The 14,644-nt window shown below is 33.8% G+C and carries 14 protein-coding genes and 1 pseudogene; 3 read left to right on the plus strand and 12 right to left on the minus strand.

All coding sequences use genetic code 11. The annotated features are described in order from the left end of the window. Positions 1-174 precede the first annotated feature (174 nt). The 10 genes and pseudogenes from purT to tsaE form a co-directional block, all read right to left on the minus strand. Entirely contained in the window at positions 175-1,356 is a 1,182-nt protein-coding gene (gene purT / locus GQ590_RS08335) for a formate-dependent phosphoribosylglycinamide formyltransferase (RefSeq protein ID WP_160408118.1), read from the minus strand. Between the two features lie 88 nt (positions 1,357-1,444). Then, positions 1,445-2,743 carry an adenylosuccinate synthase gene (locus GQ590_RS08340; RefSeq protein WP_160408120.1) on the minus strand — a complete coding sequence of 433 codons (1,299 nt, stop codon included), beginning with the start codon at positions 2,741-2,743 and terminating at the stop codon, positions 1,445-1,447. A gap of 19 nt (positions 2,744-2,762) precedes the next feature. Then, a complete protein-coding gene (hflC, locus tag GQ590_RS08345; RefSeq protein WP_160408121.1) occupies positions 2,763-3,689 on the minus strand; it encodes a protease modulator HflC in 927 nt (308 codons plus the stop codon). Positions 3,690-3,699: 10 nt separating this feature from the next. Continuing rightward, the gene (gene hflK / locus GQ590_RS08350; protein ID WP_160422574.1) at positions 3,700-4,932 is read right to left on the minus strand and encodes an FtsH protease activity modulator HflK; all 1,233 of its coding nucleotides are present in this window, start codon (positions 4,930-4,932) and stop codon (positions 3,700-3,702) included. A gap of 7 nt (positions 4,933-4,939) precedes the next feature. Further along, positions 4,940-6,235, minus strand: a complete 1,296-nt coding sequence (gene hflX / locus GQ590_RS08355; RefSeq protein WP_160408126.1) for a ribosome rescue GTPase HflX — start codon at positions 6,233-6,235, stop codon at positions 4,940-4,942. Positions 6,236-6,255: 20 nt separating this feature from the next. After that, positions 6,256-6,501 carry an RNA chaperone Hfq gene (gene hfq, locus GQ590_RS08360; RefSeq protein ID WP_091120447.1) on the minus strand — a complete coding sequence of 82 codons (246 nt, stop codon included), beginning with the start codon at positions 6,499-6,501 and terminating at the stop codon, positions 6,256-6,258. Between the two features lie 243 nt (positions 6,502-6,744). Continuing rightward, on the minus strand, positions 6,745-7,656 hold the full coding sequence (miaA, locus tag GQ590_RS08365; protein WP_160408128.1) for a tRNA (adenosine(37)-N6)-dimethylallyltransferase MiaA: 912 nt from the start codon (positions 7,654-7,656) through the stop codon (positions 6,745-6,747). Next, entirely contained in the window at positions 7,653-9,503 is a 1,851-nt protein-coding gene (mutL, locus tag GQ590_RS08370; protein WP_160408130.1) for a DNA mismatch repair endonuclease MutL, read from the minus strand. Before mutL ends, miaA begins: the two co-directional genes overlap by 4 nt. A gap of 35 nt (positions 9,504-9,538) precedes the next feature. Next, a pseudogene (locus tag GQ590_RS08375) lies at positions 9,539-10,228 on the minus strand (N-acetylmuramoyl-L-alanine amidase); the annotation flags it as partial. Between the two features lie 65 nt (positions 10,229-10,293). Next, positions 10,294-10,767, minus strand: coding sequence for a tRNA (adenosine(37)-N6)-threonylcarbamoyltransferase complex ATPase subunit type 1 TsaE (gene tsaE / locus GQ590_RS08380; protein WP_368669156.1), 474 nt, complete (start codon positions 10,765-10,767; stop codon positions 10,294-10,296). A gap of 127 nt (positions 10,768-10,894) precedes the next feature. Between tsaE and tusB the strand changes: the two genes are divergently transcribed. From tusB to GQ590_RS08395, 3 genes are all read left to right on the plus strand, one after another. Next, positions 10,895-11,176, plus strand: coding sequence for a sulfurtransferase complex subunit TusB (gene tusB, locus GQ590_RS08385; RefSeq protein ID WP_160408135.1), 282 nt, complete (start codon positions 10,895-10,897; stop codon positions 11,174-11,176). A 118-nt stretch (positions 11,177-11,294) separates the two neighbouring features. After that, positions 11,295-11,858, plus strand: coding sequence for a Sua5/YciO/YrdC/YwlC family protein (locus GQ590_RS08390; protein WP_160408137.1), 564 nt, complete (start codon positions 11,295-11,297; stop codon positions 11,856-11,858). 4 nt (positions 11,859-11,862) lie between these two features. Further along, positions 11,863-12,969, plus strand: a complete 1,107-nt coding sequence (locus GQ590_RS08395) for an anhydro-N-acetylmuramic acid kinase (protein ID WP_160408139.1) — start codon at positions 11,863-11,865, stop codon at positions 12,967-12,969. A 23-nt stretch (positions 12,970-12,992) separates the two neighbouring features. Here the strand turns inward: GQ590_RS08395 and GQ590_RS08400 are convergent, their stop codons facing one another. Together GQ590_RS08400 and hda are read right to left on the minus strand one after the other, a co-directional pair. Continuing rightward, entirely contained in the window at positions 12,993-13,772 is a 780-nt protein-coding gene (locus tag GQ590_RS08400; protein ID WP_160408141.1) for a Cof-type HAD-IIB family hydrolase, read from the minus strand. Between the two features lies 1 nt (position 13,773). After that, a complete protein-coding gene (gene hda / locus GQ590_RS08405; RefSeq protein ID WP_368669157.1) occupies positions 13,774-14,457 on the minus strand; it encodes a DnaA inactivator Hda in 684 nt (227 codons plus the stop codon). Positions 14,458-14,644 lie beyond the last annotated feature (187 nt).

Genomic DNA, 14,644 nt, shown 5'->3' on the forward strand with positions numbered 1-14,644 from the left:
CTGTTTCTTCTTTTTAAAGAGCTGACAGCTTTTAATTAACCCAACATTTCGCTGTTTTACTTCGCTGTCTCAAGGGTTGCGTATATTACTCACTTCACTTGTGAACGTCAACCCCTATTTTAAAAAATTTTCTTTTTTTAGATTGAGTGATTTTTTTTTGCGCAAAACACGTCTTTATAAGGTTATTTTTAACTGTTTTACTACATTAATCGCTTTATTAAGTGCTTCTTTGACCGTTACCGCTTTAGCTAACGCAACTCCCATTCTTCTTATTCCTTTTACTTCTGGTTTACCAAATAGACGTAAATCAGTTTGTGGCTCACTTAATGCTTTATCTAAATTAGCAAAAGAAACTTGTTTTGAATTCCCCTCTACCATTAAAACGGCTGAAGCGCTTGCCCCATATTGTTCAATAATAGGAATAGGTAGTCCTAATATTGCTCTAGCATGTAATGCAAATTCAGATAAATTTTGTGAAATAAGTGTAACCATACCAGTATCATGAGGACGAGGAGAAACTTCGTTAAACCAAACTTGATCGCCTTTAACAAATAGTTCTACACCAAACAAACCACGCCCTCCTAAGGCATCGGTTATTTTAGTTGCAATATCTTTTGATAAGTTTAATGCCTTGTTAGACATTTGCTGTGGTTGCCAAGATTCTCGGTAATCGCCTTTTTCTTGACGATGTCCGATAGGTTCACAAAATGAAACCCCATGAATATGCCTAACAGTCAATAAGGTTACTTCATAATCAAAATCAATAAAGCCTTCAATAACAACTTTTCCACCACCTGCTCGCCCACCTTCTTGCGCATATTTCCATGAGGACTCAATATCCGCTTCACTTTTTAATAACGATTGCCCTTTACCTGAAGAGCTCATAACAGGCTTAACCAAACAAGGAAAACCAAGTTCTTTAACCGCAGCTTTATACTCTGCTTCATTTGATGCAAACCGATAAGGGGATGTTGGTAAGTTTAATTCTTCGGCGGCAAGTCGACGGATACCTTCTCGATTCATGGTCAATTGTGTAGCTTTTGCGGTAGGAATAACAGTAAATCCATTTTTTTCCAATTCAACTAATGTATTGGTTGCTATTGCCTCTATTTCAGGAACAATATAATCAGGTTTTTCTGTTTCAATGATTTTTTTTAAAGCATCACCATCTAACATATTAACAATATGGTAACGATGAGCAACTTGCATTGCTGGCGCATCGGGATAGCGATCTATTACAATGACTTCACAGCCCAATCGTTGTAATTCAATAACAACTTCTTTAGCTAGTTCACCTGCACCACAAAGTAATACTTTAGTTGAAGTCGGTGATAACGGGGTGCCTAATCTTGTCATAATTACCTTTATGCTTATATCTATTAGCCTATATATTCCAAAATAAAAAATCGGGATATAATCCCGATTATTTTAATATAAAACTAAATTATGCTTCATAAGGATCGCGTAGAACCATTGTTTCGCTACGATCTGGGCCTGTTGAGATTATATCAATTGGCGTTTGAGTTAATTCCTCAATTCGTTTAATATAATCTTTTGCTGCTTGTGGCAAAGCATCATAACTCTTAACGCCAAAAGTTGACTCATTCCAACCAGGCATCGATTCATAGACAGGTTTAACTAAACTCCACTCTTCAGCTGCGGCCGGCGCATTTTTTATCACATCACCGTTCGGCAATTGATAACCAACGCAGATTTTTACTTCTTTAAGACCATCTAATACATCAAGTTTAGTTAAACAAAATCCAGAAACAGAATTAAGTTGTACCGCTTTACGAACAGCAACAGCATCAAGCCATCCAGTACGACGACGACGTCCAGTTGTTGCACCAAATTCATTACCTTGTTTGCAAAGATATTCACCAACTTCGTCAAATAGCTCAGTAGGGAATGGGCCTGCACCAACACGCGTAGAGTAAGCCTTAACAATACCGAGTACATAGCCAACATAACGAGGGCCAAAACCAGATCCCGTTGCCACACCACCAGCTGTGGTATTAGAAGAAGTAACAAAAGGATAAGTGCCATGGTCAATATCAAGTAATGTGCCTTGTGCACCTTCAAACATGATCTTTTCGCCTTTTTTACGGGCATCTTCTAATAAAGCTGGTACATCAGCAATCATTGAGATAAGAATATCGGCAATTGCTAATGTATCATCTAAGACTTTCTGATAGTCTACCGCTTCCACTTTATAATAATTAACTAATTGGAAATTATGATACTCCATCACTTCTTTTAGTTTTTCAGCAAAAGCTTGGCGATCGCGTAAATCACCAACGCGAAGTCCACGACGAGCAACTTTATCTTCATAAGCAGGCCCAATACCACGCCCGGTTGTTCCAATAGCTTTACTGCCACGTGCCCTTTCACGAGCTTGATCTAACGCAATGTGATAAGGCAAAATTAAAGGACATGATTCAGAAATAAGAAGCCTTTCTTTAACAGGAATGCCACTATTTTCTAACTCTTTCATTTCTTTCATCAAAGCATCAGGACATAGCACAACACCATTTGCAATAATGCTTATTACATCATTACGCAAAATTCCTGATGGAATTAGATGTAATACGGTTTTTTCACCATTAATCACTAGTGTGTGGCCTGCATTATGCCCACCTTGATAACGAACAACATACTTTGCTTTTTCTGTGAGTAAATCAACAACTTTACCTTTGCCTTCATCACCCCATTGTGTACCTAACACAACAACATTATTACTCATAGATTATCTACTCACTCACTTAATTATTAGATTTTAATTTCATATACTGCAAAAACTTACTGTCAGAGCTAATAACCATGACATCATTACCAGTAAAGCTTTGTTCATAAGCTTTCAAACTACGGATAAAACTAAAAAATTCTACATCGTTGCTAAATGCATCAGCATAAATTTTAGCCGCGTTAGCATCTCCTTCACCACGAATAGCTTGAGATTGTCGTTCAGCTTCAGATAATATTTTTGCTACTTCTAGTGTAGCTTCTGCCTGTATTTCATTCGCTCTCTTAGCATCTTGAGAATATTGATTATCTTTCATTTTATCATAAATAGATTTAGACTCATCTTGAGGAAAATCAATTTTCTTTATACGAATATCAACAACTTCAATACCAAAAGATTTCATGCTTATTTTATTACTTTCAAAATCTTTTTCAGCCCCATTGGTAATATTTTCTACTGATTTATTTTCAACAGTTTCCTGAATAGGACTATTTAAGGCATTTTTGATGGTCGTCAAGATAGAATTATGAGAACCATTAAGAATATCAGTAGCATTTAGTTTGCCAATTTCAGATTTTAAACAACTATTTAATCGAACTAACAATAAATTTTCAACATTATTATTTCCTATAATAGCTTCGTAGTATCGATTAAAATCAACAACCCTCCACTGTACAAAATAATTAACAACTAAATCTTTATTTTCACGAGTTACGAATTTTTGATCCTGATCTATATTATTTGAATTATTAATAGTTTGGATTTTAGCATCAATAACTTTGACCTTATCCATTCCTGGAATTTTAAAATGCAATCCAGGATCAGATAATTTTATAATTTTATTAAATCGTAAAACAACACCACGAGTCCCTTCTTCGACAACATAGGCACTAGAAAAAAACATACCAACTAAGATCAATATTATAGGAATTAATAATTTGCGCATATTTATCTCCTTACTTTCCCATAAATCGCGGAGTCCGCGCAGTATTGCCAACATTGGATTTATTGGTGTTGTCTTTAGTCTCTTTAGATAATTCCTGTGTTGTCTGAGACTGATCTTTTACTGCTTCAGAAGAATTCGGCATATCTTTACTATTTGAGTTTGATAAAGTACCCGACTTATAATTTTCTTCATTTTTATTTTTTAATAGCTGTTCTACTGGTAAAACCATTAAACTCCCACTTTTATCATTAACTATAATTTTGCTGGTTTTAGCTAATATTCTTTCCATTGTTTCAATATATAAATATTCTTTTGTAAGTTCTGGCGCTACTTTATATTGTGGTAAGATTTTTTCAAAACGAGCAACATCACCAGCCGCTTCAAGCTCCACTTTTACTTTGTATGCATTTGCATTAGCTAGCGTAACAGCAGATTGAGCTTTTGCTTCTTCAATTTGTTTGTTCTTTTTACTAGTAGCGTCATTTATTTTTTGTTTTTTATCTTCTTGAGCTTTTATAACATCATTAAAAGCTTCTTGTACAGTTTTAGAAGAGCTAACTGATTGAAAACTAATATCTACTATACTAATTCCCATATCATAATTACTGATAATATTAGTTAATTCATCTTTTATACGGTTTACTAACACTGAACTGCCATTAGTAAAAACACCATTCATTCCAGATTGATCAAATTCAGTACGCAAAGCACTATCTGCTGCTTGTTGTAGACTATCTTTAACATTAGTGACATTAAATAAATATTTAATAGGATCACTGATACTATATTCTACCTTCATTTCAACAAAGCCTAAATCATCACCGGTTGTTATCATAAAACCATCTAGATTAAAATTGCGCGCACTTTGTGTATCAACTTTATACACTTTATCAATTAAAGGTAGATTCCAATTTAATCCAGGTTGAATAATTTCGTGTTGAACTTTACCAAAGCGAGTAACCACTCCACGTTCATTTTGATTGATAGTATAAAAACCACTCATCCCCCAAATTATAACTAGTAAAATAACTACAGATAGAATAATTTTAGTGGTATCCATCGGTAATTTAATCCCAGATCCACCTCTATTATTACCAAAATTACTTTTTTTAAAGAAGTCTTTAACTTTATCAAATAAACCATTAGACGAATTATTAGTTGGTTTTTTGTTATTATTACCCCATGGATCATTATCTTGTCCGTTGTTACCGGGCTGATTCCACGCCATATTTATATGCTCCATTTAACAATTAGTTACTATTTTGCTTATTGATTAAGTATAACAGATCTGGCTCTTGTTTACAGAGACGATTCCATTCAATTAAAGGCATTCTCACATCCAAATGAAAACTACCATCATCATTAATAAATTCATGCTCTACCGCATTTAGCTGATAAAAACGGCTTCTAAGCCTTGCTAAATAAGATGGTAAGCTCAATTGACAAACTTGAATTTGTTTAGAAAGTCTTTCTTTTAATGCAATAAATAAAAGATCTAATCCTAAACTATTTTGCGCTGAAATCCAAACTCGAATTGGCATACCATGTTCATCTCGATCAATAGTTGGTTGCTTACCTTCTATTAAATCAATTTTATTCATAACAAGTAATGTAGGAATTTCATGAGCATTAATTTCAAGCAGCACTTCATCAACAGCATGCATATTATCCAATAAATTAGGATCTGCTGCATCAATGACATGTAGTAACAATGTTGCTTCTTGTGTTTCAAGTAATGTTGCTTTAAAAGCCGCAATAAGATCATGAGGTAAATGACGAATAAAGCCTACAGTATCAGCTAAAACAACCTCACCAACATCATCAACCATAACCCTTCGTAGCGTTGGATCAAGTGTAGCAAATAGCTGATTAGCAGCATAAACATCGGCATTTGTTAATGCATTAAATAGTGTTGACTTACCAGCATTAGTGTAGCCAACTAAAGATACTGTTGATAAATCAGCTTTATTTCTTGATTGACGATTTTGATTACGCTGTTTTTCAACTTTAGCAAGTCTTGATAAAATTAACTGAATACGATGACGAATCAAACGCCTATCTGTTTCTAATTGAGTTTCACCTGGACCACGTAAACCAATCCCGCCTTTTTGACGTTCTAAATGCGTCCAACCTCGAACTAAACGAGTCGAAAGATGTTGTAACTGTGCTAACTCAACTTGCAATTTACCCTCATGCGTCCTAGCTCTTTGGGCAAAGATATCAAGAATTAATCCTGTTCTATCAACAACGCGACATTTGCACAATTGCTCTAGATTACGTTCTTGAGAGGGAGTTAAAGTGTGATTTACTAAAATAACAGAAGCATCGAGTTGTTTAACTTTTTCAGCTATTTCTTGTGCCTTACCTTCACCAATAAAATATTTGGTCTGAGGGGCTTTTCTTGAGGTTGTTACAATATCGAGAACATCTATTTGAGCTGAAGAAACCAAAACCTCAAACTCTTTAAGATCCCCAATATCACTTTCTTGAGGAAAGAATACATGGACTAACAAGGCGGTTTCACCGCCTTTATATCTTTCAAACAATCAGATTCTCCACCAAAATATCAACTTTCGTCTTCCTCTTGAGGTTGAGATACCAATCCAGAAATAGGTCTAGATGGTACAACTGTTGAGATAGCATGTTTATAAACCATTTGGCTAACAGTATTTTTTAACAAAATAACAAATTGATCAAAAGACTCAATTTGACCTTGCAGCTTAATACCATTAACTAAATAGATAGATACAGGAATATGTTCGCGACGAAGCAAATTTAAATAAGGATCTTGTAATGACTGCCCTTTTGACATAAGTTTATCCTTCAAAATAATTAAATGAATATAAAAAATACATTTATAAGTAATCAATGTATTTTTACATACCGTTTTCAGATACATCTTTAGTATCTACCAAAATAACATAAAAAGCACGTTTCTTGAACCAATCAACTAAAATTTATGCACAAATAACTAAATTTTTACAAAAATGTACATAATTATACAAACAATAGAATTTAAAATTCTACACTTCGACTACCTATAAAAACTATTTTTTTATAATATTTTTTGGATAATTAAGTCTATATTATCATTATTTATCCATGTAATAGGCTGCTTCCAACCACGAAGCCAAGTAATCTGACGTTTAGCTAACTGACGAGTGGCGCAAATACCTTTAAAAACCATTTCATCATAACTGGTATCACCATTTAAATATTCCCACATTTGACGATAACCTACACAACGAATAGAAGGTAAATTTAAATGCAAATCTGATCGCTGCATAAGCGCTCTAACTTCATTTTCAAATCCTTGATCGAGCATTTGTAAAAAACGTTGCTCAATATGCTCATGTAATTGAGATCTATCTTGTGGCATAATAGCAAATTGCATAATATCATATGGTAATGCTTCACCATTTTCTTGTGTAAGTTCTGTTAGGCTTTTACCTGAAATTAAATAGACCTCTAAAGCACGATTAAGTCGCTGGGGATCGTTAGGATGAATTCGTTCAGCTGAAATCGGATCGACTTTTTTTAGATCTTCGTGGATTGCTTGCCAACCTAATTTATTGGCTTTTTCCTCTATTTGCTTACGAATTTCGCTATTAGCTGAAGGAAGCGGAGAAAGACCTTCAATTAAGGCTTTAAAATAAAGCATTGTACCGCCTACTAATAGAGGAATTCGCCCCTTTTCCAATGATTTTTCAATTTCAATCAATGCATCCTGTCGGAAATTTGCAGCTGAATAACTTTCTGCTGGATCGCAAATATCAATCAATTTATGTGGATACTTTTTTTGTTCTTCTTTAGTTGGTTTTGCAGTACCAATATCCATACCACGATAAATTAGAGCTGAGTCGACACTAATAATATCAATAGGATAACGATCATAAAGCATCATAGCAAATGCCGTTTTACCAGAGGCTGTTGGCCCCATTAATGAAATAATTTTTGGTTTATTCATGATAAAACTGATTGAGTTAAAAATTGTATATCAATCGGATATAAAAATGATTCTTGTTGTAACAGATTAATATCCACTTGTTCTAACTGAGCAAGCAACGGAATCACGTTAGCCACACTCCAATTTACTGCATAATTATCATCATACTGACTAGCTAACCAAGCTGCAATTTGAGTTGTTTCGAAAAAATCCTTTTCTGACGATGAGATAAAAGCGATTAAAGCAGGTAACACTTGTTGCCAATTCATAGCTCGCAACATTTTAGGAACATTTTGCAAATACAGTTTTGCTTTATCAATATAAAAATCAAAACCTAAAAAATTCAACTTTTCTTGATAAGAAAAAAGAACTTTCTGCTCTTTATGATTAATTAAAATGGTTAATGGAATAAGCAATTTTTCAGAGTCTTGTGATAATAACTTAATCTCAGTAACTTTTTGTTGAGCAATAGATAATTTCATTAACATTAATTTTTGTTGATTATCTTCATATTTTTCAAGTAAGGCTATATCGGGCTGAATAACCGTTAATACCCGACCAAATTGTACTAATGATGAGCTATCAAGTTGCTGTTGTAATGCTTGTAGCGGCATACTTCGTTTTGGAAATAATGATTCAATAACCGCTTTTTGTGGTTCAGTTATTTCATTTTCTTCCTTTACTAAAATTGGTTTTTCAAGCTCAGATGGTACGACGTCTTGAAAAGGTTCAACATGAACTAACTGACCATACAATGTATTTTCTTTAGCATAATTTTTTATTTTTTTTGTTGGTTTGTTACTTACCTGATAAGATTTGGGGATCGTTTGTTGATTAAAAATATTCTCCCCAGCAGCTTGTCGATTGGGCGTTATTGTTAGCTTTTCTTCTGTTACTGGTAGATTCGAATCAAGAGCCATAACAATAGCTTGATAAACAAAATCATGCACTAATCTAGCTTCATGAAAACGAACTTCATGCTTAGCTGGATGAACATTAACATCAACTTGCTTAGGATCAATTTGTAAAAAAATCACATAGTTTTGTTGTTCATTAGTTCGACTAACATAAGCTTGACGTAACGCATGATTAAGTAATTTGTCTTTGATAACACGGCCATTAACATAAAAATATTGTATTTCATTAACTTCATTACTTGCCACCCAACCCTGAATAAGTAAATCATCGTGCTGCCAATCAAGTTTTATCGCTTTTTGCATAAAAGATCGACCACATACTAATTCAACTCTTTTTTCAAGGGAAGATAAACGATACTGTTTTACTAATTTACCATTATGTTGCAAAGTAAAAGTCACATCAGGACGAGATAGCGCAATACGCCGAATAAACTCCTCAATATGCATAAATTCAGTTTTTTCTGTTTTTAAAAAACGGCGTCTTGCAGGCGTATTGTAAAACAAATCAAGTACTTCAACAGTCGAGCCAACAGGATGTGCAGTAGGTTTAATCACCGGCTCCATATCCCGTCCTTCAGCATAAACTTGCCATGCCTCAGATTGCTCTAAAGTGCGAGAAGTTAATGTCAACCTAGCAACCGAGCTAATACTTGCTAAAGCCTCACCACGAAAACCAAGACTAATAATCGCATCTAAATCATCTAATGAGCTAATTTTACTGGTTGCATGGCGTGCAAGGGCTAAAGCTAATTCATCTTTCGCTATACCACAGCCATTGTCACGAATACGAATTAATTTACAACCGCCTTGCTCAAGTTCAATGTCAATTTGAGTACTACCCGCATCAAGGCTATTTTCAACTAACTCTTTAATAACAGAAGCAGGACGTTCTACCACCTCACCCGCTGCAATTTGATTTGCTAATTGAGGAGAAAGAATATGAATTGCCATTAATGCTGTTCTCCAAATTTTGGATTTTGTTTAACGTAATTTTCTATACCTTGGTAGATAGCTTTAGCAATCTTATTTTGATGAGCATTACTACTTAGTAAGCGTTCTTCACCTTCGTTAGAGATAAAACCAACTTCAACTAAAATCGATGGGATATCTGGCGAACGTAATACGCCTAAGCTTGCATGTTCTGGAGCTGATTTGTGTAGCTTTGTTATCCCTTTCATTTCTTTTAATACTTGTTTTGCTAACTCATACCCCACTCGTTGAGAATAAGAAAATTGGAGATCTAATACGGCTTGACTTAAATGAGGATCATGATCATCGCTAAGCGCATCACCTGCCCCACCAAGTAATTGTGACTGTTTTTCATCTTGTTCAAGCCAACGACCAAGTTCTGTGTCAGCACGTTTAGTTGACAATACCCAGATCGAAGCACCTGTTGCATTCCGATTTGGTGCAGCATCAGCATGAACTGAAATTAATAAATTAGCTTTATTTTTTCGAGCTATTTCAGAACGCTGTGAAACAGAGATAAAATGATCATTGCTACGGGTTAATACCCCTTTAAAATTGGGATCTTTATTTAGCAAGTTAGTAAGTTTTTTAGCGATTGAAAGCGTAACGGTTTTTTCATATAACTTATTTTTCCCTATAGCACCCGAATCTTTGCCGCCATGACCTGCATCAACAGCAATCACCACTTTAGCGGCACAGGCAGAACTACAAAGCAGTAATAATATAAAAAAAGTAAATAGTTTTTTCATTGTCTTTATGTTGTTTATTTCTATTATGATAAATTAATAATCTCACGACCTTTTTCGCTTATAGCCTGAACGCAAGCAGTACGTTCAAGCGCCAAATAAGTCAAATGAATTTCAAGATCCGCGCTTGGCAAGATCCCATTTGCTTGCTGTGGCCACTCAATCAAACAAATTGATCGCGAAGAAAAATATTCACGAATCCCCATATACTCTAATTCTTCTGGATCGCAAAGCCGATATAAATCAAAATGGTAAACTGAAAAATCATCAAATTGATAGGGTTCAACTAATGTATAAGTTGGACTTTTTACGTTACCTACATGACCTAATTGTTGCAAAAAACCACGACTAAAAGTTGTTTTACCTGCACCAAGATCGCCAATTAAATAGATAACAATTGTATCATCATGCTTGGACAAATAGTTTAAACATAGTTTGGCAAGTTTACTACCAAACAAAATTGTTTGTTGCTCATTGCTTAAAATAACTGGTTTCATGATGAATTCTTTGCTCAATAAATAGTTCTTATTATATACTAATAACATCAAAGATGTACTAACCAAAATGAGCTTGATTTTGTAAAAAAGTTTCAGGTAATCCTACGTTTCAGTATAAAAAGTGAAAATAATGCTACATACTATATCAACAGCAAACCAATCAGCCATAAATCTACAATTAATATCAGATCAAGATGTTGTATTGTTCTGGCAAAATGGCGTTATTCTGGCTATACAAAATAACCCATTATTAAATGACATTATAAAAAAAACTAAACACTGTTACGTCATCAACAGCGATATAGAAGCCCGAGGAATAAGAAAAATTATTGATTCAAGGCTTAAAATTATCAATATGCAACAAGTTGTTGAACTTACAACTAACCATTTTCCACAAATGAACTGGGAATGACCATAGGGCATAATACTAAAACTACCCAGTTTTAAAAAGCATGAATCATGCAAATTTGCAAAACCTAAAACCTAAGTTTAATATAAATCTCAATTGTACTCAGCTCGTATTCAAATTTATGGCTAATTTATTAACACTATCGGAAATCAATAATTATTTAAAAAATGGTGAAGTAATTGCTTACCCTACCGAGGCCGTTTTCGGTCTAGGGTGTGATCCTGATTGTGAATCAGCCGTATTAAAACTGTTACAACTAAAACAGCGCTCAGTAGATAAAGGCTTAATTTTAATTGCCAGCCATTACCAACAATTGATCCCCTATATAAATGAATTAGCTATTACTAATGAACAAAAACAGTTAGCACTTACTAACTGGCCTGGTCCTATTACTTGGGTTTTTCCTAAAAATACAAAAACACCTTATTTTTTGACTGGTAAATTCGACACCATAGCAGTACGAGTCACCAATCATCCCTTAGTTTGTAAACTATGCGATCTTTATGGCAAACCGATAGTTTCAACCAGTGCTAATTTATCGAATTATTCTCCTTGTAAAACAGCCATCGAAGTAGCCAAACAATTTGGCCAAAATTTTCCGATTTTAGCAGGCGAAACAGGTAATAGATTACAGCCTTCTCAAATCAGAGATATTCAAACAGGTAACATTATTCGACAAGGATAGATATATGCAAAATTTATATATTGGTGTGATGTCGGGAACCAGCATGGATGGAATTGATATTGCTATAGTTAATATTACCGCAAAAAATGTCACATCAATAGCGAGTAGTTGCTACCCAATGCCCACCAACTTAAAGCAGAAACTATTAACATTATGTGAAACAAAGCAAACCACATTACAAAATTTGGGTGAATTAGATCATCAACTTGGTCAATTATTTGCTGATAGTATCAATCAATTTTTAAAAGACAATAAAATAGATAAACAACAAATAAAAGCAATTGGTTGCCACGGGCAAACCATTTACCATGCACCAAACGGTGAAAATCCATTTACCTTACAAATTGGTGATGCCAATATTATCGCTGCAAAAACAGGCATAACCACCATAGCTGATTTTCGTCGAAAAGATATGGCTTATGGCGGGCAAGGAGCACCACTAGTCCCCGCTTTTCATAAAGCGGTGCTACAAGATCCACAAATCAATCGTGTAGTATTAAATATAGGAGGAATTAGTAACATTTCAGTATTAATTCCTAACCATACTGTTATTGGTTACGATACAGGTCCAGGAAACGTACTGCTTGATTGCTGGATAAATCAAAATCTAGGTAAAAGCTATGATAAAAATGGACTATGGGCAAAAACAGGAAAAGTAAGTCAAGACTTATTGAATAAATTATTTGATGAAGATTATTTCAAAATACCAGCACCTAAAAGTACAGGGCGCGAGTTATTTAATTTACCATGGTTACATAAAAAATTAACAGGAACGGATTTAAAAGCAGAAGATATTCAAGCAACGCTCGTTGAATTAACTTCTTTATCAATTGCAAATGAAATCAAAAAATTATCTATATTAAAAACATTACCTTGTGAGCTTTTAGTCTGTGGTGGAGGCGCTAAAAATCCACTTATTATGCAAAGATTATCAACATTATTACCATCATGGTTAGTAGCAACAACAGATACTAAAGGCATAAATGGTGATGATATGGAAGCAATAGCTTTCGCTTGGCTTGCTTATTGCCGAATCAACAACATTCCATCAAACATTCCAGAAGTGACAGGGGCAAGCCAAGCTGTTTGTTTGGGGGTTATTTATCAATAAACTAAAAAATATATAAATATCGATCAAATCAATCCGAATTTTTGTAATGCCTTAGCAATACCATCATTATCATTGGTATCTGTAACAAACTCAGCTTTTTCTTTTAGTTCATCAACAGCATTACCCATGGCAATAGGATGATCAACCGTTAAAAACATTTCAAAATCATTCATACCATCACCAAATGCATAAGTTGGCACATCAGTGAACCCTTTATTTTGTAATAACTGAGTAATACCATAACCTTTAGATCCACCACGATTAAAAACATCTACACAGTAAGGTGTATTACGAATAAAGGTTAGCTCAGGAAAAACATCTTGATAAAGCTCCTCTCCAGATTCACAAAGTAATAAAAGCATTTGAACAGGTGATTTTAAATAAATCTGATCATCAACTGGCGGAACTTGTTCTTTAATAAAATGGTAGAATTTTTGGGTAGATTGGCTATCTTGTGACACTCGCATCATTTCGTAATTATAAAAAGACAGTGCAATACCTGTTTGCTGTTTAGAATATTGATACAATCGATCGATAACTTCCGTATCAATATCATTAGTAAAAACTTTTTCACCTTTATATAAAACCACTTGACCGTTCATACCAATAATCGAATCAATTTTAGTTTTTTTCATTAAATCAAAAACTTCACAAGGCGTTCTACCTGTTGCAATTATTGGAGTAATATTATTTTGTTTTAATTTTTTTATAGCTTCAAGAGAACTAGACAATACATCAATTTGACTATTAAACAATGTCCCATCTAAATCAAAAAAAACAATCGCCTCAGGTTTTTTATTCATATTACAAATCCAAAATATGTTTAATAAAAGGGATAGTTAACTTACGTTGTTGCGCTAATGTTGCTACTTCAAACTTTTCTAATAAAGAAAACAGTGTACGCATATCACGATTAACACGTTTTAATAAAAATAACCCAACTTCTGTTGATAATTCAAACCCACTTAATTGTGCTCTTAATTGTAAAGCTTTAAGCTTATCATCATCACTAAGTTCTTTTAATTGATAAACTTGTCCCCAAGATAACCTTGAAACCAAATCAGGTAGTATAAAAGAAATTTGTTTAGGTGGTCTGCTTGCGGTTATCAATAATTTACTTACATTTTTTTCAGTCAAACGATTAAATAAATCAAAAATTGCCTCTTCCCAATCTCTATGACCTGCTATTGCATCGATATCATCTAAACAAACTAAATCATAATTATCTAATCCCTGTAAAATTTCAGGGACTAAATGATAATACTGTTTTAGCGGAATATAACTAGCTAATTTATGTTGGCTTGATGCATGTAAAAGGTGAGTTCGACCCGCAGCACTAGCCGACCAAATATAAAAGACATTAAAACCTTCTCTACCTAACAAAGTTTGCAATGACTCAAACAGTAATCGATTATCACCGATATAAAAACTATCAAAAGTTTCATTATTAGGTAATGAAAAAGGCAAAGGTAGCTGCGAAAGAGTAATAAAATAACCTCCCAATATAAATAAAATTATACTAAGTATAAATTTGCTTTTATAAAAATCAATCACTTTTATAGAAAAGAAAAACATCCTACTTTTTAAATCATTTAATATGTATTTTAAGTAGCATAAATACAAGCTAATTTATCCATTAATAAAGAAAATAAAAATAACTAAATTATTCAGCTAA

Origin of the sequence: Gilliamella sp. Lep-s35, assembly GCF_009795845.1 — a bacterium.
Taxonomy (GTDB): domain Bacteria; phylum Pseudomonadota; class Gammaproteobacteria; order Enterobacterales; family Orbaceae; genus Gilliamella.

Coding starts and splice junctions, on each gene's coding strand:
- purT (WP_160408118.1), bottom strand. CDS start 1,356: ATGACAAGATTAGGCACCCCGTTATCACCGACTTCAACTAAAGTATTA.
- GQ590_RS08395 (WP_160408139.1), top strand. CDS start 11,863: ATGCAAAATTTATATATTGGTGTGATGTCGGGAACCAGCATGGATGGA.
- tusB (WP_160408135.1), top strand. CDS start 10,895: ATGCTACATACTATATCAACAGCAAACCAATCAGCCATAAATCTACAA.
- hflK (WP_160422574.1), bottom strand. CDS start 4,932: ATGGAGCATATAAATATGGCGTGGAATCAGCCCGGTAACAACGGACAA.
- miaA (WP_160408128.1), bottom strand. CDS start 7,656: ATGAATAAACCAAAAATTATTTCATTAATGGGGCCAACAGCCTCTGGT.
- hfq (WP_091120447.1), bottom strand. CDS start 6,501: ATGTCAAAAGGGCAGTCATTACAAGATCCTTATTTAAATTTGCTTCGT.
- GQ590_RS08390 (WP_160408137.1), top strand. CDS start 11,295: ATGGCTAATTTATTAACACTATCGGAAATCAATAATTATTTAAAAAAT.
- GQ590_RS08340 (WP_160408120.1), bottom strand. CDS start 2,743: ATGAGTAATAATGTTGTTGTGTTAGGTACACAATGGGGTGATGAAGGC.
- hflC (WP_160408121.1), bottom strand. CDS start 3,689: ATGCGCAAATTATTAATTCCTATAATATTGATCTTAGTTGGTATGTTT.
- GQ590_RS08400 (WP_160408141.1), bottom strand. CDS start 13,772: ATGAATAAAAAACCTGAGGCGATTGTTTTTTTTGATTTAGATGGGACA.
- mutL (WP_160408130.1), bottom strand. CDS start 9,503: ATGGCAATTCATATTCTTTCTCCTCAATTAGCAAATCAAATTGCAGCG.